Annotated in this window: 11 protein-coding genes; all 11 read right to left on the reverse strand. The window is 66.0% G+C overall.

Annotated elements, in window-relative coordinates; genetic code table 11:
• Positions 1–125: 125 nt before the first annotated feature.
• A complete protein-coding gene (locus ACOYYX_RS25210; protein ID WP_422924834.1) occupies positions 126–2,924 on the reverse strand; it encodes a TlpA family protein disulfide reductase in 2,799 nt (932 codons plus the stop codon).
• A 14-nt stretch (positions 2,925–2,938) separates the two neighbouring features.
• Entirely contained in the window at positions 2,939–4,018 is a 1,080-nt protein-coding gene (locus ACOYYX_RS25215) for a squalene--hopene cyclase (protein ID WP_422924836.1), read from the reverse strand.
• The gene (locus ACOYYX_RS25220) at positions 4,015–5,088 is read right to left on the reverse strand and encodes a hypothetical protein (RefSeq protein ID WP_422924837.1); all 1,074 of its coding nucleotides are present in this window, start codon (positions 5,086–5,088) and stop codon (positions 4,015–4,017) included. Before ACOYYX_RS25220 ends, ACOYYX_RS25215 begins: the two co-directional genes overlap by 4 nt.
• A complete protein-coding gene (locus ACOYYX_RS25225; protein ID WP_422924839.1) occupies positions 5,085–5,951 on the reverse strand; it encodes a hypothetical protein in 867 nt (288 codons plus the stop codon). The genes ACOYYX_RS25220 and ACOYYX_RS25225 overlap by 4 nt, the downstream gene beginning before the upstream one ends.
• 91 nt (positions 5,952–6,042) lie before the next feature.
• On the reverse strand, positions 6,043–6,897 hold the full coding sequence (locus ACOYYX_RS25230; protein ID WP_422924841.1) for a hypothetical protein: 855 nt from the start codon (positions 6,895–6,897) through the stop codon (positions 6,043–6,045).
• Positions 6,898–6,954: 57 nt separating this feature from the next.
• A complete protein-coding gene (locus tag ACOYYX_RS25235; protein ID WP_422924842.1) occupies positions 6,955–8,046 on the reverse strand; it encodes a hypothetical protein in 1,092 nt (363 codons plus the stop codon).
• A gap of 103 nt (positions 8,047–8,149) precedes the next feature.
• Positions 8,150–11,431, reverse strand: a complete 3,282-nt coding sequence (locus ACOYYX_RS25240; protein WP_422924844.1) for a hypothetical protein — start codon at positions 11,429–11,431, stop codon at positions 8,150–8,152.
• 239 nt (positions 11,432–11,670) lie between these two features.
• The gene (locus ACOYYX_RS25245; RefSeq protein WP_422924846.1) at positions 11,671–13,869 is read right to left on the reverse strand and encodes a hypothetical protein; all 2,199 of its coding nucleotides are present in this window, start codon (positions 13,867–13,869) and stop codon (positions 11,671–11,673) included.
• Positions 13,866–15,848, reverse strand: coding sequence for a BatA domain-containing protein (locus tag ACOYYX_RS25250; RefSeq protein ID WP_422924848.1), 1,983 nt, complete (start codon positions 15,846–15,848; stop codon positions 13,866–13,868). The genes ACOYYX_RS25245 and ACOYYX_RS25250 overlap by 4 nt, the downstream gene beginning before the upstream one ends.
• Positions 15,845–16,756, reverse strand: coding sequence for a DUF58 domain-containing protein (locus ACOYYX_RS25255; protein WP_422924849.1), 912 nt, complete (start codon positions 16,754–16,756; stop codon positions 15,845–15,847). The genes ACOYYX_RS25250 and ACOYYX_RS25255 overlap by 4 nt, the downstream gene beginning before the upstream one ends.
• A gap of 167 nt (positions 16,757–16,923) precedes the next feature.
• Positions 16,924–17,958 carry an AAA family ATPase gene (locus ACOYYX_RS25260; protein ID WP_422924850.1) on the reverse strand — a complete coding sequence of 345 codons (1,035 nt, stop codon included), beginning with the start codon at positions 17,956–17,958 and terminating at the stop codon, positions 16,924–16,926.
• Positions 17,959–18,166 lie beyond the last annotated feature (208 nt).

The following is an 18,166-nucleotide window of genomic DNA, read 5'->3' on the forward strand; positions in this document are numbered from 1 at the left end:
GGCGACAGGGATAATAATACCTGGGAATTCCCGGACGTCAACATGCCGGTCCCGAATTCTTCGTTTTTTCTTCTCGGGGCCCTCCCCTTCCCTGCTGGGAGCTTGGTGACCCCCTTCCCCGTGAGTCACTTTTTCCCCTCCTCAGGGGTCGCATTCCCGAGGAGCGGGCGGATCGCGTTGCGGAGGGAATCCTCGAGGTGCGGGCCTCCGCCGACGAAGAGACGCGAGATGGTCCCATCTTTGGCGATGACGACGGTCTGCGGTATGGCCGTGGCTGCGTACTTCTCGGCGACGGCTCCTGTCTTGTCCAGGGCGACCGTCACCTTGAGCTTGTGCCGCTCGAGCATCGACGTGATGGCCTTCGCATCTTCCTGGAGATTCACCGCAACGAGCTGGACCCCCTGATCCTCGAACTCGTGCGCGACTTTCTCCACCTGGGGCATGGCCTGGAGACAGGGGCCGCACCAGGTGGCCCAGAAGTCGAGGACGACGACCTTCCCCTTGGCCTCGGCCAGATGGAATTTCTTGCCTTCGAGGAGGTCGAGCGTGAAGTCGGGGGCGGGCTTGCCGACGAGGGGCGACTCAGTGCCGCCGTTCTCCCCTCCCGAGGATGAGCCACCGTCGTCCTTCACGAACTTCGGCTCGGGGGCATTGCGGAGCTTCCATTGCTGATAGGCGAGATGGGAGACCTCCTTGTCGATGGCCGAGCCGATCAGCAACTGGTCGACTTCATCCAGGCCGATCTTGCAAAGCCCTAGCACGTCGCTCTGGCCGCTGAGAGTCTTCCCTTCCACCTGTTTGGGATGGAAAGTCATCCGGGTGCCGTCGTTGCGGACGGCCTGAACCAGGGTGTTCTTGGGCGAGGGCTTGGCGTCGTCGGGCTTTTTCGCCCCTTCGATCTCGTCGGGGTGGAGCCAGATAATTCGGGCCACGCGATTGCGGGGGACCTGCTTCGTTTCCAGCCGGACCTCCAACTCGATATTCTCGTCGTCCATCTTCACGACGCGCCCGCGGAGGTAGTCGCCGTTCTTGGATCGAATCAGCTGGAGGGGCGGGCTCTCCTTCTGCATCCGGGGGAGCGTGAGGAGGCGATCACGTTTGGATCGGGTTAATTTGACGACGCTCACCGACTCGGGGGCGAGCTCGGCGGCCTTGATCTTGTCGTGGGGGACCAGGGCACTCTCGGAGACGGGCGTGCGGATCGAGACGCCGGTCTCGTCGATCTTGAGGACCTCGCAGGGGATGACATCGCCGGTGCGGAGGTGGAGCGCCCTGGGCTTCGTGCCCCCCTGCCGACCGAGCTGATTCCCCGAGTAGGCGGAGAGGAACCCCTGGAGGGCCCCCACTTGGGCTTGCCGCTGGATGACCACGTTCGGGTTGGCGTCGGGCTTGGGTGCGGGGGGCGGAGGTTCCTTGTAGATGATCCGGGCCGAGGCCCCCGCCTTGAGGGGGCTGCCCGTGGCGCTCGCCAGCGGATGCCAGACCAGGCAGGTCGCCCCCCCCTGCTCCCGACCATCCTCGAGTTTCCCGCTGATCCGCGTCCCCTCGGTTTCCAGGCGGGCTGGCGGCTTATTCTCTGCGTCCTTGTCGGTAGGGGTGGGCTGGGATCGGAGGACGACGAGCGAGCCGACGTCCTTCAAGGGGCGACCGACCTTCTCCTCGATCCCCGGCACCGAGAGCCAGAGCTTGCCGTCTTCCACCTTGTTGAGGTCTCCGCTCAGGCGGGTGCCGTCGCGGAACGAGGCGACGACGGCCCTTGCGGGCTGATCGGCCGGGAACGAGAGGAAGACGCTGCCGATCTCGTCGGCCTTGATCCGAGACTCTGCGGTGTCCTGGCGGACGACGAACTCCCTGGTCGAGGGATCATATTTCGAGATCTGACCATAAATCGTCGAGCCGTCGTTGCGGTGGACGCGGGCCTGATCGGCCTTGGTGTCGCGAGGGGCCTCGCCGTTCCAGCGGCCGATCTGGAGCCGTTCGAGCCGGACGTCCCCACGGATGTTGCCCAGGTAGATGCCGGGGAGGGTCATTGGCTTGGCGGGGGCGACCTTCATGTCGGCCAAGCGTGCGCCGCTGGGCGAGTAGACGACGAGCCGGCTCTTCTCCTGGTCGAGGTAGGTGACGAGGTGGATCCGCCCGGCGCCGTTCTCGACCTGACCGACGGAGACGACGTCGGCCTCGTCCTCGGCCTCGCGGTGGACGACGATGTCCTTGCCCCAGGCTTCGAAGCGGAAGGCCCGCGCGAGGTTCTTCTCGTCGCCATCGACCCCCAGCGCGAGGAGGAAGTCCGGCTTGTCCTTCCACGAGAGCTCGAACTCGATCGTGGCTCGCGAGGGCAAACCCAGATCCTTGCGGATGGACGTGCCCGGGGTGCTGGTGACGATCTGCCCGGTCTCCTCGCGCCAGGAATTGGCGGCGGGAGACGCCTGCCAGCCTTCGAGCCCGTTCGGCCCGAGGTAGATGAGGTCGGCGTTCAGGTTCCACCGCTGAATGCGATTGATCTGCGACCGCTCGACGTGCAACTGGCCGAGGTTGGGGATCTCGAGCACCGCGACCTTGTCGTCGAGGCCGGCGAGCGACCCGTAGAGGACGCCCCCTCCCGCCAGTTCGAAGCAGTAGTCGCCGGTCGGCTTGGGCGACTCTCCCCCCGAGGGAAATGCCAGGGACTGGACCGACTTGAGGTCGAATTCGAAGGGGGCGACGAAGGCGTCGGCCTGCCAGCGCACGACGTTGGCCTTATCGCTGTCCTTGATCTCGCCGGCGACGAATCCGCCGTCCGAGAGGTTAAGCACGGCCGATTTGGGGGCTGGAGCCGGCTCGCCGGGGGCCGCCGCGATCGAGCAGGCAGCCAGCAGGGCGAGGCCCGCGCCCCCTCGCCGGAAGACGCGGGTTCCCAGGATCAACAACACGCGTTGGTTTCGCATGGGGACTCCACGTTCTAGCGTTCGTAAATCGGGAGGAATCGGAAGTTGAGCGCCAGTGCCAGCAGGGACATCGAGGTGCCCAAGCCCGTGCCGTACTGGCCGGGGAAGCTGCCGTCGGCTTGCTGGGCCTGCTTCAACTGGCGGACGAGGAGCTTGTTCCATTTCTCCCAGGAGTCGAGGTCTCCCTGGAAGAGGGCCTGCGCCTCGTAGTAGCGGGTGTACTCGGGCCACTGAGGTGCCACCTGGTCGAGCTTCCCCTTGAGGTAGCCGAGCGTGGCGCGAAACTCGGGCATATCCTTACGCCTGGCGATCGCGTAGACGAGCGTTCCGATGGAGATGCGTGCGATCGATTCGTCGAATCCGCCGATGCCCCCGGCGTAAGCCACCTGCCCCGAGCTCGCGGTCATCTGCTTATAAAAGGCGATGGCCTTATCAATACAATCATCCGGGACCTCGATCCCCGCGTTCCGTGCTGCAAGCAGGCCCATCAGGACCGAGCCGCTGACCGAGGTGTCGGCGTCGGTCGACTCGGGGGAGTATCGCCAGGCCCCCGTCGGGTTCTTCTTCTGCGAGGTGATCGCCGCGCGGACGGCGAGTTCCAAAGCCTGCCCGACGGTGCGCTGGTTGGACTTCGGGTCGGGCCAGAGATTGCGGTCGTCGACGGTGCCATAGGCCTCGGCCAGGGCGAGCATGGCGAAGCCATGGTGGTACATGCTCTGGCCGATGTACCCGGTGCCGGCGTTCTGCGACATGATGATGCTGCGGAGGGCCTTGCGGACGTGGTTGCTGTAGAGGCCGAAGTTCGGGTCCTCGCCCGAGGCCAGCAGCGCCATCAGGCAGAGCCCTGTGATGCCGGGTCCGTTCTCCCCCTGCTGCCCGGCCCAATCGCCGTTGTCCGTCTGGGCGGTGGCGAGGTACTGGACACCGCGGTCGTACATCTCGCGGACGTCGCGCGGGACGACCTCGCCGTATCGGACGTTGGGGGCCTGGGCGTTCGCGTCACTCCCGACGACCAGGCCGATGAGGGCAAGTAGGAGGCCGGCCCGGGACAAGTTCCGGGGGAAGGTGAGCCTGCGTATCTGTCCCGACTTCATGGCAAAGACTCCGCTCCGCATGGGGGGCGATTCGGCCCTTCGTTCGCATGGACGACATCCCGCCCTGCCGGTCGCAGGATCACTGCGGGGTCGACTCCCTTCTCCGTGAGCATCTCGAGCCCGGGGCCGCCGCCTCCGTAGTTTTCCCGAGTTTGCCGCCGGAAGTGCTCCATCAAGTGCCACTGCTCGTCGTCGAGGATCGCCTTGACGGAGGCCTCGGGGAGCCGCCAGGCCTGCGAGACCAGGCTCATCGGATCCTTGAAATCAACATCGACTTGCTTGAGCTGATCGGCATGCTTGCGGAAGAGCGAGAGGAACTGGCCTCGCTGCTCGTCGTCGAGCCCGATGGCCGCGTCGAGGACGGAGATGGCCTGCTCCAGGGCCGCGCGGATCTGGAACTCCTCGCGGGCCTTGAGGCCCTCTTCATAGCGGCGGTATTGCTCGGGCGAGAGGATCGCCTTCGTCGTCTTGCCGAAGATCGACTTCGCGTCGAAGACTTCCAGGGGGGATCGATAGGTCAAAGCCTGGAGGTCCGAGGTGATCTGCGAGCGTTTCGCCTCATCCTTCAAAAATCGCCGGAAGAGGACCTTCTTCTCCTCGACGAGCTTGAAGTGGCGCTCAATGTCCCCCCTGCCGGAGAGCTCGAGCTTTCGCTTCTGGGCGGGCGAGATCCCGCAGGTCTGCTCGATGTAGTTGACCCGAAGGGCGAGCCCCTGCTCGAGTTGCCTTCGCAGGATCGGGGCCGAGGACTCGATCATCCGCATCCAGTAGTTGAAGACGCCCTCGGCCTGGTTGATCTCGGCGTCGACTTCGGGTTTGGCCGGGGCCTCGCCGTCGTCGGCCTCGAGGTCCGGATCATTCCCCGGTTTCCCCTCCGGATTCGCCGGTGCGGCCGCCTCGATCACGTCCTCAACCTCGATCGGTAGCTCCTGTTGGGCGAGGGCGGTACCCGTCGTCATCGAGAGCAGGAGCAGGATCGCGGCGAGGCCTGCCGGGCAGGCGCGGCCTGGCCCGTTCGAGCGAGAGGCTCGGAGGCGGACGCGCGGCTCGCGGCGTTTGAGGGGCCTCACGGGGTCACGTCCTGACCTGGCTGGGGTTCAAGTGCGGGGGGGGCCGGAGCCTGGACCGGCTTCGCCGGCTTGCCGACGTGGAGGTCCGACATGATCGCGACGACCTCGTCGTAGGGGCCGCCCAGTCCGTTTTGGAACAGGTTGAACTCGGGGTCGTCCCAGACGGCCTTCTGGGCCTGCGTGAGGAAGGGGAGGATATGTTTGTCCGGGATCTCCCAGGCCTTCTCATCCCCCTCCATCGCGGCGAAGAGGCTCGGCCACCAGGGTTCGGTCATATGACCGGAGAGTTCTTTCTCGATCGCCGCATGTTGCGCCTGGCCCAGGAAGAGCCGCTGATCGAGCTCCGCCAGGATCATGCGGAGGACCACTCGCCGATGGGACGCATCTCGCCTGTCCTTCTCGGCCGCATAAAGTCGACGCTGGTCGTCCGTGAGAATGGGGATGACATGCTTGAGGATATGATCCTGGATAGACTTCCGGTAATTCGGCCCGGGCGCCGCTTGCCCTTCGAGCTCCACCTTCTCCGCGGTGGGCTTCTGATGCTGATATTCTCCCAGGAGCGCGATCATGATCGCGGCGGCTGCCCGGTCGATCGACGCTTGCTGCTCCTTCGGAGGCTTGCAGGCCTGGCGGATCACGTTCAACTCGGCGAGGAGGACCGGGCGAATCCTCCCGAGGAAGATCTGCTCCTCGTCCTCAAGGATTTCCTGAATGGCCGGCGGCGGAACTTCGACCTCCACCTGGGGGGCGTCGGGCATGGGCGGCGGTTCCTCGGGATCCTGGGCCGAGGCCCACGCGAAGGGCGAGAGCATCAGCCCGAACGCGACGTTGCGAGCGATGTTGGCAAGCCTCCCCTCCGTCATGGCGTTGATCCTTCTCCAAGCCGTCGAGGTCGCCGCGATTGCGGCCCTTGCATCGAGTCGATTCGAGTAGGGGAGTTGCGAGGCGCCCGCCCTACTTCTTATTGACGTTCGCGACGAAGCCGCCATTCTGTAGAAATGGTCCCATTCCTCGAGCTTGCTGGATTTGGGCGCTGAGGATGCGCCACTGCACGGGGTCGAAGAGGGGGCGGAGCTTGTCTTCGGGGATCCTCGACGCCTGGTAGAGCACGGCGTAATAGTCCCACTGGCCGAACTTCAGCGGGGGCTCGACCTCGTCGGAGAGCAGCTTGATGAATTGGGTGCGTTGCTCGGCGGTCAGCCCGATCGCCGCGTCGAGCGTGCCGACCACGAGGTCGACCTTGGCCTTGTAGCGGAACCATCGGCGTTCCCGCATCAGTTTCTCGAACTGCTTGGCCTGGTCGCCGCTGAGCGTGTTGCCGACGGTCTTGGCGAAGATCGAGCCTTCGCCGAAGATGCCGGACTTGAAGGACATCTGCAGAGGCTGGATCTCCTGGAAGACCTCGCCCAGCTTGTTCTGATCCCCCTTGATCGCGTTGAAGTGCTCGCGAGACTTCTCGTAGCGGTCGAAGAAACGCTTTAGGTCCCCTTCTCCGGCGAGGTGCAGCTTCTCGCGCTGCTCGGGCGTGAGGGTGCAGACTCGCTCGAGATATCCCATCTGCAGCTTCAGGCCGGCGTCGATGTGCTTGCGTCCCTCATTGATCCCGCCGGTGTTGCCGAAGACCCATTGGTTGAACATGTGCTCGGTATAAATCGGCCGGTGGATGACGAAGGCGTTGTTCGCCCCCTGGGCCTGCGCCTGTTCGTCCTCGACGATGTCGTCGTCCTGGGCGTGAGCCGGCAGGCTCCCGCCGATGAGGAGGAAGGCCAGGAGGGCAGCCATCGAGCCGAGGGGCGTGGTTCGGATCATGCGAGTCTCTCAGTCGAGGAGGATCGGCCGGGCGATCCGATGTTGCCGCGCCGGGGATTACCTGGCCCCATTCGGGCTGGGCGGCTTGACATCGGAGTCTTCCTCCTGGAAGGCCGTCTCGGCGACCTGGATCTGCCTGGGATTGCCGATGCCGAGGAAGATGCGCTGATTCTTCGGGATCTTGTGATAGAGGACTTTCTGCATGTCGTCGAGATGCGACGAGACGAACCGATCGGGGATGTCGGGGAAGTAGCGGTCGAAGTACTGGATGTAATCCAGGGACTGGCACCAGTTGTCTTTCCAGTTCGCCGTGAGCTCGGCCGTGATCTTCTCGCGCTGCTCGACCGTGAGGATGAGGTCCTGGTCGAGCCTCGCCACGAGGTTACTGACGGCGATGGTCTTGAGGTTCTCTTTCCGCTTGGTGATCTCGTCGCGATAGCGGGCGAGCTGGGCCTCGGTCAACGCCGGCTTGAGCATCTCGAGGAAGATCTCCTCGATCACGGTCCGGGGGTCGGGGATGACCCCGGGCATCTGGCCCATGTTCATCTGCTGTTGGAGCTTGCCGAAGCGGGTGGCGAGCTCCTTGAGGGCGGGTTCCCCCTTCTCGGCCAGGATCTTGCGCTGGTCGGCGTCGGGCTCGCAGACCTTGCGGATGAAGTGCTGCTCAGAGAGCATCACCGTCTTGAACTGCTGGGTGAACTGCGCGATGAAGGGATCGAGGTTCTGGCCATTCACGATCCTGGCCCTACGCCCGACCACCACGTTGTTGAGCTGGATCTGCGCCCTCTTCATGGCGACGGCCGCTTCGGCAGGCTGGGCATTGACCGGACGGCCGGGGTTCGGCTTCGGATCACGGTCGGCGACGACCGCCTTGATCGGCGCGAGGAGCGCCTCCATCGCCTGATTGGCCCGTTCTTTATCATCGAGGTCGCGCGGGCGGGACAGGTCGAAGGCCCGCACAGGCCGGGCGGCTACCGCGCGGACGGCCTCCGTGCGTATCTCGATCATCTGTACTGGCGCGGGCACTTCCATCTTCTGCACTTGGGTGATGAGCGTGATCTGCCCCGAGGCCTGCGGCACCACGAGGTTCGATCCGAGGCCGAGGGCCAACGTCCCGAGGCAGACCGGGATTCGTGAGGGAAGTCTCATGATAAGGAACTCCCGACTTCGTCAACGGATCCGAGGAGATGAGCTCGCAAGATCCGACCGCCGGGCCGAGGCATCAGCCCGACGGTCCTGATCCGAACGGAACTCACTGGCCTCCCGGCGCACGATCGAGGCGGTTGAAGTATTCATCCAGGCCGGCCCGGAACTCCTCGGGCAGCGAAGCCCCCGAGTCCCCGGTGGCCTGGGAGATGCCGTGGTCCTCGCGGACTTCCTTCTGGTTGGTCCCGGTGCCGACGAGGGTCAGGGCCGAGTCCTTGGTGTCCCCGGTTCCGCCGCCGCCGGGGCTGGCACCGCCACCGCCGCCCCCCTTGGGGTTGATCCGACGCGACTGGAGGAGCAACTCGATCGCCTCGGTCTCGGCCGCGATCGCCGGGCCGCTCGTGTTGGGCTGGGCGAGGATCCCCTGGGCGTCCTTCATGACCATCGCCACCTGGCCGAGGAGCTGGATCTCCTTGGGGAACTCCTTCTCGCCGTCGGGCAACTCGCGAATGCGCTGGGTGACCTTCTCGGTACGGTCGCGGAGGCTGTCCTGGGTCGTAGAGAGCCCGTTCGCCTGCTTGCCGTACTCCTCGGAAGTGACCGCCGCGCGGGCCTGCTCGGTGACTCGGGTCTCCTCGCGGAGGTTGATTTCCGACTCGAGGATCTGGAGCACCTCGAGGACGACCGACGGCGGCAGGCTGGCCTTCGACTTGGAGCCCGGGCAGGCCCCGCAGTTCGACGGGTCGACGAGGTCCTCGGCCCAGCGGTCGAGCGTGTCCGACCAGTACTCGCACTGGGAGATGGCCAGGCCGTTCTCTCGCTTGAGGTCGTCGCCGAGCAGGCGGAGGTTGCCGATCACGTCCTGCGCCTTCATCTCGTCGAGCACCGACTTGAACTTCTGGAACCGGCGACGCTCGAAGTAGGCGTGCATGTCGTCCATGATGATCGAGACGTCATGGCTCCCCTTGGCCTCCTGCTGGGCCATCTCGCCGAGGGTCTTCAAGGGCTTCTCGGCGTGTCGTGACGAGGGGAGGCCGAACGTGCCGTCGACGTGGTCGGAGATCTTGCCGGCGATGTTGGCCTGGAGCCGAGAGGCTGCCTTCAGCCGCTTGACCAGGGTGCTCCCTTCGAGGTTGGCGAGAACCTTGTTCAGCTCCTCGGAGATCTTCTCGAACTCGGCGAGCAGATCCTGCTGCTTCTTGACCGCCTCCTCCATATCGGGGTTGGCGGGGGGAGTCGGCAGCTCCTCGCCCGGCTTGCTTTTGCCGGCCAGGGTGGTCGTCGGGAGCCGCAGGCTCGGGCTCGACGGCTTCTTTTTGCTAGCGGCCTTCGGATCCTCATTCTTGTCGGGGGGCTGCTGCGACGACTCGCCGTCGGCGATCAGGGGGATCTTCGTCTCGGGCTTCTTGGGGTCGGGAAGCGTTTCCGAGGGCTTGCCAGCGGGGTTCGATCGCGACTGCCCGGCCATCGGCCCTGTTTTGCTCTTGGCGTTGGCCGCCATCTGCTGGGGCGGGGCCTGGGCGGCCTGCTTGAGCAGGTCGGCGACGGAGGGCATGCGGTTGCCCGAGATGTCCTTGAGGACCTGGAGCATCTCGGCCCAGCGCTCGAGGTGCCCGACGCCGAACTCGGGGTTGCGCATGGCCTGCTTGACCAGATCCTCGCCCGAGACGACGAGGCCCGACAGCCGACGCCCGTTGGCCCGCTCGGCCGCGGATTGGGACTCGATCTTGCGGCGGGTGTCCGGCCGGTCGAGCTCCTCGGCGGAGAGGTCACGCAGTTGCTTGTTCGTTTCGAAGAGTTGCATCTCGCGGTCGCGGACTTCCAGCGACTGGCGATGCCACTTGCTCAGTTGCTCGGTGAGCCAGACGGCGTGCTGCTCGGCGTTGAGGACGTAGAGCATGTAGGCCGCCGAGTAGACGCGTCCCCGGCCGGGGAGATAGTCTTCGGTGAAGACCCGGACGTTGACCGGCTGGGGCTCGATGCCGAGTGCCTTGGCCGAGAACGTGCCGTCGACCTCGAGGTTCTCCTTGTCATTGCCACCGGCGGCGAGGGCTCGTTCCCCCTCGGCGGGCGCCGAGACGACTGCCCCCTCGACCCCCTGCCAGGAGATGCCGACCCGCTTGATGCCGAAGTCATCCTGAGCGCGGACCTTGAAGCCGAGCTGCTCGGTGTCGAGGACGACCTTCTGCCGGGGCAGGCCCTCGACGATCAGCGAGGGGGCCTCGTCGTCCCGGCCGGTGATGGTCAGCACGAACGGCTCTTTCCCCTCGAGCCCGAACTCGTCCTGCCAGCGGAACTCGATCTTCTTGGAACCGTCGACGTGCGCAGGGGGGCTCGTCACGCTGGCTCCCTCGGGCTGGACCTTCTTGCCATCGACCTGGCCGCTCGCGAGTTCCCGGCTCGCCGTGATCGAGATCCGGGCCTGGCTCCCCTTCACCAGGGAGATGGAGCCGCCTCGCACGTCCTTGCTCTGCGGCTGGGGTCGGCCGAGGTACTTGGGCAACGTCACGTCGGCGGCGACCGAGGTCAGTTCCGGCCGGAGCTTCGGCTCGACGCGGACCTTATGGACCGAGTCGCCGATCCGGACGACCATGTTGCTGGCCTGGAGCTGTGAGGGGAGATCGAACGTGTAGCGGCCATCACGTAAGGTGCCCACGACCGGATGCTGCTGGCCGATTTCGGCCAACCCTTGCTTCGGCTTCCAGGCTGTTTTCGAGGTGAGCTTCGCCGTGAAGGCGAAGGGCTCGCCGTGGGCGACATACAGCTCCTTGGGGATCGGCTGGAGCGCGGCGAACGTGTACCGGGCGGTGGCCTGCCAGGGGGCGATGAACCGGACCCAGGCGTTGGCCGCGGCGTCGGGGACGAACGAGAAGAGGGCCATGACCAGCGCGGTGGGCGCGGCGACGACCCAGGCCCAGGTCCGATGCCTCGGGTTCGGCACGGCGTTGCGGAAGTCGCGATGCTGGGCATCCTCGGCAACCTGCCGGATCGCCGCCTCGCAGAGGGCACGCGACCGGGCTTGCTCCGAGTCGTCGCGGACGAGCTCGATGATGCCGAGGAGCTGGTCGCCGACGTTCGGGTGCTTGCGGCTCAAGAGGCGGGCGAGCTGCTCGAGGTGCCGGTTCCGCCAGACCCAGCGGTAGGCCGCGATCGGCACGAGGGTGCATCCCAGGACGCCGATCGCGAAGAGCGCGAGGCGAGGCCAGTCCGGCGTATCCCAGACCCGGTCCAGGCCGAACATCACGAGATAAGATATGAGGACGACGAAGGCGGCCGCCGCCACGGCCTCGAGCATCTTGACCGACCAGACACGCTTGCGGAACCCGAGTAACTGGGCTTCCAGCGACTCCGGCAACTTCAGCCGATCATGCGATGGAGCGAGGCTCATGTCGACCTCACGATCTGATTTAAGTTAAGGGGGCGTCGCGACTTCCCTACAAAGTTCGTTCGACTTAAGGGGACCCGAGTGGGTCATTTGAGCGGGACGACGAGTGTCGTCGTGGAATTCAAGGGCCCTTCGAGACGTCCTTCCGCATTAAGCTGACTCGAATCGGGCCGCCAGTCATTGTGACCAGCCCGCCCCGATTCTGCGAGCCAAATCGAACGGAGTCGGATTCGAGGCTTCCGTTAGATCAGGCCGATCACTTTGCGGCCGACCCAGAAGACGCCGAGCAGGACGACGAGCCCGGCTGCGAACGCCGGGTGGCTCCACAACTGCACCCGGCGCACCGACGGGGGCGGGTCGGGCAGTTCGGCCAGGAGCCGGACGATCTCGTCGAGCTTGCTCAGTTCGACGACCTTCCCCTTCGAGACCCGGGCGAGTTCCTCGAGCACTTCCGGCCGCGCCGGCTTGCCGACTCGCTCGGCCGCGGCCCCCTGGACGAAGAAGTTGGCCTCCAAGGTGGCGTTGGTCTGCTTGCAGACGAGGGTGACCTGGTGCTTGCCCGGCTCGGTCGCGTCGTACTGGCCGCTGAAGACCCCCCACTCGTCGCCCCCCGACTGGAGCCGGATCGTCTCGGTGTTGCCCGAGGGGGCCTTGATCCGCGCCGAGACGTCGCCGCCATGAAGCGGCTCGCCGCCGCGGTCCATGACGTTGGCGTGGAAGGTCAGGGTCTGGTTCATCTTGGGCTGGTCGGGGACGTAATACAGCCGCATCGTCTCCCCCTTGGCCATGTTGCGCTGATAGGCCATCCAACGCACCACCTGCCCCCAGAACCGGTAGTGGTACTTGTCCTCGACCCCCTTGCGCCAGCGCCAGGCGCCGTCGGTCCCCATGAACAGGACCTTGCCCGCCCCGAACGTCCTGGTGACGAGCAAGGGCAAGCGCCCGTATTCATTAGTCGCTGACTCGTGGACGCAGAGGATGTCGCTCCCCGCCTTGGCCCGGAGCACCGGGGCATACCACTGGAATCCCGGCAGGCCTTCCCAGACCTCGGCGTTATCATCCTGGGTGTCGGCGAGCTTGGTGAGCAGGCTCTTACGCCCCAGTTCGGTCAACTCGAAATGGTTCGGAGTCCGCGATCCCCAGCCGCCCGGCTGCGACGTGTCGAACATGACGGGGCAGAGATCCCCAAGCTCGGTCTCCATGAGCGAGGATTCCCTCCCCTGCAACCCCGGCATGAAGACGAGGCCGCTCGCCTGGTGCTCGACGAGACCTTTGATCAGGCGGCATTGCTCGGCGGTGAGCTGGCCGTCGTCGAGGCCCACGTCGCCGAGAAACACGACGTCATATTTGGAGAGCTCGTCGAGCCCCGCCGGGAACTGCTTGATGTAGTCCTTGTTCCCGCCGCCCCCCTTGCTCAGTCCTGGGTGGAAGAGGAGGCAGGAGACCTCGATCCCTGGGTCACGCGAGAGGGCGTTGCGGAGGTAGCGGTACTCCCAGCGCGGGGTGGATTCGATCACCAGCACCCGGAGCTTCTCCTCGCGGATGGCGATGGGCGCGTTGATCTGGTTGTTATCCACCAGGGCTTCGTCGGCATGCTTGGGGACGTTGAGACTCAAGGTGAAGTCGCCGGTCGCCTTGGGCTTCCAGACGACCCAGTCGCTAGTCCGTCCCATCGGGGCGATGCGGATCTCTTTGGAGACCTCGTCGCCATCCGATGTACGCAAGGTCACGGTGGTCGTGTATTCGCGAGGCAGCGAGCTCTCGATGGTGAACGGGATCCGCACTGCCTTGCCGGCCACGCCGAACGTCGGCGCATCGAGGCTCAGTAGTTCGATATCCGGCAAGCGCGTCGGGCTGCCGACGGGGACCGTGAAGACGGGAACCCCCTTCAAGCGAAGCTGGGCCGCCGCCTGCACCGGGGGCTGGCCATCGTTCCAGTCGCCGTCGCTCGCGAGCACGACCCCTCGCAGGTTGCGGATCTTCTCGGGCGCCGAGGCGAGGGGATCGAAGAGGTCCGTTCCCCGGCCGGGCTGGGGGGCCGAGATCGGCTGGATGACGACGTTCATCCGCTCCTGGAGCTTCTTCCAGGAGCCCGGATCGGTGAAGGGTCGGAGGGCCTCGGCCCGGGTGAGTGCACTGGAGCCCCCCTGGTCGTTGCGGAGGACGTCGCGCGTGTCCATGCTGCTGGAGGCGTCGAAGAGGACGGCGATCGCCGGCTTCTCCTCGGGGCGGAACTCCTCGATCCACTCGGGCTGGTTCAGCATGACGGCCGCGAGTGCGACGATCCCGACGCGCAGGAGCTCGAGGAACCCCATCGCCGGGCGATATCCGCTCCGACGCCAGGCGACGAACGCGAAGCCGGAGGCGACGAGCACCATCAGGATCGACAGGCCGATCGACCAGGGGGTCCAGAGGAACGTGAGCGACCGCGACACGTTCATGACGCGACTCCCGGGGCCCGGACCGGCTTGGGCAGGCAGAGCCCGGCCTCGACCAGCATGGCCAGCATCGTGGCTATCAAGAACAAGCGCCAGACCTCCTGGATCAGGGAGCTGATATTCCCCGCCTTATCGTCGACGCGGGCGAATTCGAGCCCCCGGAAGAGGCCGTTGATCCGGTCGTCGGCCAGGATGCGGGCCCCGTCCTCCGCCGCCGGCCGATTCACCGCGAGCAGGCGATCGCCCGAAGCATAGACGCCGCCGTGGAGCACATAGTCGGTCGAAAGGGCGTCGTCGGCCCCGGCGAGCCGTTTCCAGCGGGCCGGGTCTTCTCCCGAGGCATCCCCCGCGACGAGCCGACGCGTGCTACCGAGGACCTCGGATCCCAGCGCCGAGGCTCGCTGGACGAGGACATAAAGCACCACCCCCCCCGTCGCCATCGACGAGTCGGCCGGGGCCGGGGTCGTCGCGCAGAAGTAGGCTCCCCCCCGGTTCGTCGCCACTCGGGCGAGGAGCGGGCTCCCCCCGCGCAGGCCGGCCAGCGGTGTGAACTCGCCGGTCAGGCCGCAGTAGCGACGCACCTGGAGCTGGCCGACGGGCAAGGCCGTGCCGCTTTGCGTGTTCGCGAGCAAGTCCTGATCCCCTCGCCAGCTCTCGACCGCGACCTCCTTGCCGTCGTCCTTCCAGCCCGACCAGCGCACGCCGAGGAACTCGGCCTGCCCCGGCTGCTTCGGCGGGAAGAAGAGGACGTAGCCACCGCGGTCGATGAAGGCCTTGATCTGCTTGGCCGCGTCCCCTTCGGGCAGAGGCGCCTGCCAGAGGATCAAGGAAAGCTTCTCCCACTCGACGGTGGGGAGCTGCTCCGTCGCGATGATCTCCGAGGCGGTCTGCACGGTCGGATCGGGCGCGATCGCCGCGGCCAGTTCGAGCGGGCGGGCCGCCTGCGGATCCTCGGCCACGACGATCGCCTTGCGCGGGGAGGGCTGGTCGAAGACGAACCAGGCGTCGTTGTCGCCGGGGTTCGCGTCGGCGGAGATCGAGACGCGCCCCCAGCCTTTTTCCTGGGTCCGCTCCAGCGGGATGCGGTGATCCTTCAGCTCGAAGTGCGGGCTGGCCATCTCGACCGTGACCTCGGAGCGGGCCCCGCCGATGTCGAAGTGGAGCGGCACCGAGAGTCGGTCGTTGCTCCCCCCTTCCCGGTTCAGTCTCACCGTCAGGAGCAATTCGGAGCCGTCGGCCGTCTTCTGGCGGCGCACGTTATCGACGCGTACCGAGAGGTTCCCGGGGTCGGACTGGGGATAGGCCAGGAGGTGGAATCGGATCGCCTGAGCCTGCTCGAGGAAGCTATCACGCAGGGCCTGCCAGTGTCCGCTCTCGGCGTTCCAGTCATTCTCGCGGATGTCGGAGCAGATCCAGACCTCGGTCTGCCCCGACTTGTTGGCCCGGATGTAGTCGCGGGCCGACTGGAGCATGGCCGGGAGGTCGGACGATGCGCTCGTCGCCTCGCTGCTGGGCGATTCCAGGATAGCGTCGATCTTCTCGATCTCGCGCGGCTTGTTCGTGGAGCTCTCGATCAAAACCCAGCGCGACGAGCCGACGGTCTTCAACGTCTCGACGAGTTGCCTGCGCCCGGTCTCGAGCTTGGACCCCCCTCCCCCGAGGCTCCGTTGCGTCATGCTCGGCGAGCGGTCGAGTAGGATGATCGTGGTGTCGACCCGGCCCCCGGCCGTGACCCCGAGCCAGCCGCCGGCGAGGGGCCGGCTGATCGCGAAGATCAAGGTCGCAATCACGAGCATGCGGAAGGCCATGATGAGCCACTGGCGGAGCCTCGCGTAGCCGCGCGACATCCGGTTCGCCGCCAGCAGGAACATCATCGCGGCCCAGGGCATGGTCTGGTAGCGGCGCTGATTGATCAGGTGGATGACGATCGGCAGCGCGATGAGCGGGAGCGCGGCCAGGAGCATCGGCTGGAGGAAACTCATCGCACCCCTTTCGCCCGCGTCCGGCCGACGAGGAACCTCATGAGGACCTGCTCATAATCTTCGTCGATGGTGACCCGGTGGTAATCCACGGCCGACTCGAGCACGACCTGACGCAGCGACTCGAGGTAGCCCCCCAGCGCTTTTTGATAGCGGTCGGCGATCTCGTTCGGCTCGGCGAAGATCGCCGGGCCCCCTTCCATGTCGAGGAACCGGATCGGCCTGCGGAACTGGAAGCGGATCTCCTGCGGGTCGAGCAGGTGGAAGACCGCCACGTCGTGGCGCCTGAAGCGGAGGTGCTGGAAGCAGCTTCGGAGCAGCTCCGGCTCGACGAAGAGGTCGGAGATGATCACGATCAAGGCCCGCTGGCGGATCGTCTCGGCGAGCTCGTGCAGGACGGGGACGATCTGGGTCTCCCCTTGCGGCTTGACCTGCTCGAGGATGTCGAACAGGCTCATCAGGTGCGCGGGGTTGCGCCGAGGGGGGATGTTGCGGACGAGCCCCTTGGCCACGCAGGAGAGCCCGACGGCGTCCCCCTGCTGCAGGGCGAGGTGCCCGAGCGCCGCGGCGATCTTGCGGGCGTACTCGATCTTGGATCGTCCCTCGGAGCCGAAGGCCATCGAGCCGCTGGTGTCGAGCACGACGCAGCAGCGCAGGTTCGTGTCGGCCTCGAACTCCTTGACGTAGAAGCGGTCGGAGCGGCCGAAGGCGCGCCAGTCGAGCCGCCTCAGATCGTCGCCGGGGACATATTTGCGATATTCGGCGAATTCGACGCTCGAGCCCCGGTGCGGGCTCGGGTGCCGGCCCGAGACGTTCCCCTGCATCGGCTTGCGCGCGAAGAGGGGTATGCTCGCCAGGCGAGAGAGGACCATCGGGTCGAGGAAGCTGCGGGGTCGACGGTCGGGGAACATCGTTGGGCTGGTTCCACCAGGAGGGCTTGGGCTGATCGGGCCGTTACGCCGGGCTCCTCGTCGCGTCTTCTATCTTCGTCGTCGCCGCCCGGTTCGTTCGATCCTCGCGAACCGAAACGGCTCCGCCCGACACCCCCGGATCAGCGGGGAGGTCGGGCGGATGTACTTTAGCCGGTCTGCTCGGCGAGTGTCTCCTCGACGAGCCGGCGGACGATGGCCTTGGCGTCGATCGCCTCGGCCTGGGCCGCGAACGTCGTGATCACGCGATGCGTGAGGACGGGGATCGCGACCTGCTGCACGTCCTCGAGCCGCACCATGTAGCTGCCGAGCAGGGCCGCGCGGGCCTTGGCCCCGAGGATCAGATACTGCACGGCGCGGGGCCCGGCGCCCCACGAGACCAAGGGCTTGAGCCAGGCCGGCGCGGTCGACCCGCCGGGCCGAGTCTTGCGGACCAGGCGAGCGGCATATGTATAAATGTGGTCGGGAACCGGGACGCGGCGGACCAGTTGCTGGAACTGGATGATGTCCGTCGGCGTCAGCAGGTGGTCGAGCTTCGGCAGCGGCGCCCCCGTCGTGGTCCGGGCGATCTGGATCTCCTCGGCCTCGGACGGGTAGTCGAGCTCGATGAGGAACATGAACCGGTCGAGCTGGGCCTCGGGGAGCGGGTAGGTCCCTTCCTGCTCGACGGGGTTCTGCGTGGCCAGCACGAGGAACGGGGGCTCGAGCGGGAAGCCCTTCCCCAGCACGGTCACGTGGTGTTCCTGCATGGCCTCGAGCATCGCCGCCTGCGTCTTCGGTGGGGCGCGGTTGATCTCGTCGGCTAGGACGATGTTGGCGAAGACGGGGCCGTAGATGAACTGGAACTCGCGGCGGCCGTCGGCCGTGTCCTGCAGGATGTCCGTCCCCGTGATGTCCATCGGCATCAGGTCGGGGGTGAACTGGATCCGGCTGTATTTCAGGGACATCGTCTCGGCGACCTTGCTGACCAGCAGGGTCTTGGCGAGGCCGGGCACTCCCATCAGCAGGGCGTGGCCGCGGGCGAAGAGGCAGATCGACAGGCGTTCGATCACATCCTTCTGGCCGACGATCACTCGGCCCAGCTCATTCTTCAGGCGAGCATAAGCCTCGCGCAATTGATCGATGGCCTGTACGTCGTTATCGCTGAGCGGCTCGTGCGGCGTCGAGGCCGGGGGTTGCGACATGAAATCGCTCCAGGGTTACGATCGAGGGCACCGTACCTTGCGGGGATCGTGTCGGCCGGGTTCATCCCCAAGAGGTTTGGGCCGGTCTATCCCAGGGCGTATCGAGACATTCCATGCTTCGACACGTATCATCGCTTCGCAAAGACTTTCGCGATTCAGGAGAGGCACGCCGATTATCAGTGATCCTTTGAAAGATTGCTAGCGTGGG

It is taken from the genome of Singulisphaera chitinilytica (assembly GCF_049331405.1).
Taxonomy (GTDB): domain Bacteria; phylum Planctomycetota; class Planctomycetia; order Isosphaerales; family Isosphaeraceae; genus PoT.

Excerpts from the sequence above, each read along its gene's own strand:
- ACOYYX_RS25210 (WP_422924834.1), bottom strand. The coding sequence starts at position 2,924 with ATGCGAAACCAACGCGTGTTGTTGATCCTGGGAACCCGCGTCTTCCGG.
- ACOYYX_RS25215 (WP_422924836.1), bottom strand. The coding sequence starts at position 4,018 with ATGAAGTCGGGACAGATACGCAGGCTCACCTTCCCCCGGAACTTGTCC.
- ACOYYX_RS25225 (WP_422924839.1), bottom strand. The coding sequence starts at position 5,951 with ATGACGGAGGGGAGGCTTGCCAACATCGCTCGCAACGTCGCGTTCGGG.
- ACOYYX_RS25230 (WP_422924841.1), bottom strand. The coding sequence starts at position 6,897 with ATGATCCGAACCACGCCCCTCGGCTCGATGGCTGCCCTCCTGGCCTTC.
- ACOYYX_RS25235 (WP_422924842.1), bottom strand. The coding sequence starts at position 8,046 with ATGAGACTTCCCTCACGAATCCCGGTCTGCCTCGGGACGTTGGCCCTC.
- ACOYYX_RS25240 (WP_422924844.1), bottom strand. The coding sequence starts at position 11,431 with ATGAGCCTCGCTCCATCGCATGATCGGCTGAAGTTGCCGGAGTCGCTG.
- ACOYYX_RS25245 (WP_422924846.1), bottom strand. The coding sequence starts at position 13,869 with ATGAACGTGTCGCGGTCGCTCACGTTCCTCTGGACCCCCTGGTCGATC.
- ACOYYX_RS25250 (WP_422924848.1), bottom strand. The coding sequence starts at position 15,848 with ATGAGTTTCCTCCAGCCGATGCTCCTGGCCGCGCTCCCGCTCATCGCG.
- ACOYYX_RS25255 (WP_422924849.1), bottom strand. The coding sequence starts at position 16,756 with ATGTTCCCCGACCGTCGACCCCGCAGCTTCCTCGACCCGATGGTCCTC.
- ACOYYX_RS25260 (WP_422924850.1), bottom strand. The coding sequence starts at position 17,958 with ATGTCGCAACCCCCGGCCTCGACGCCGCACGAGCCGCTCAGCGATAAC.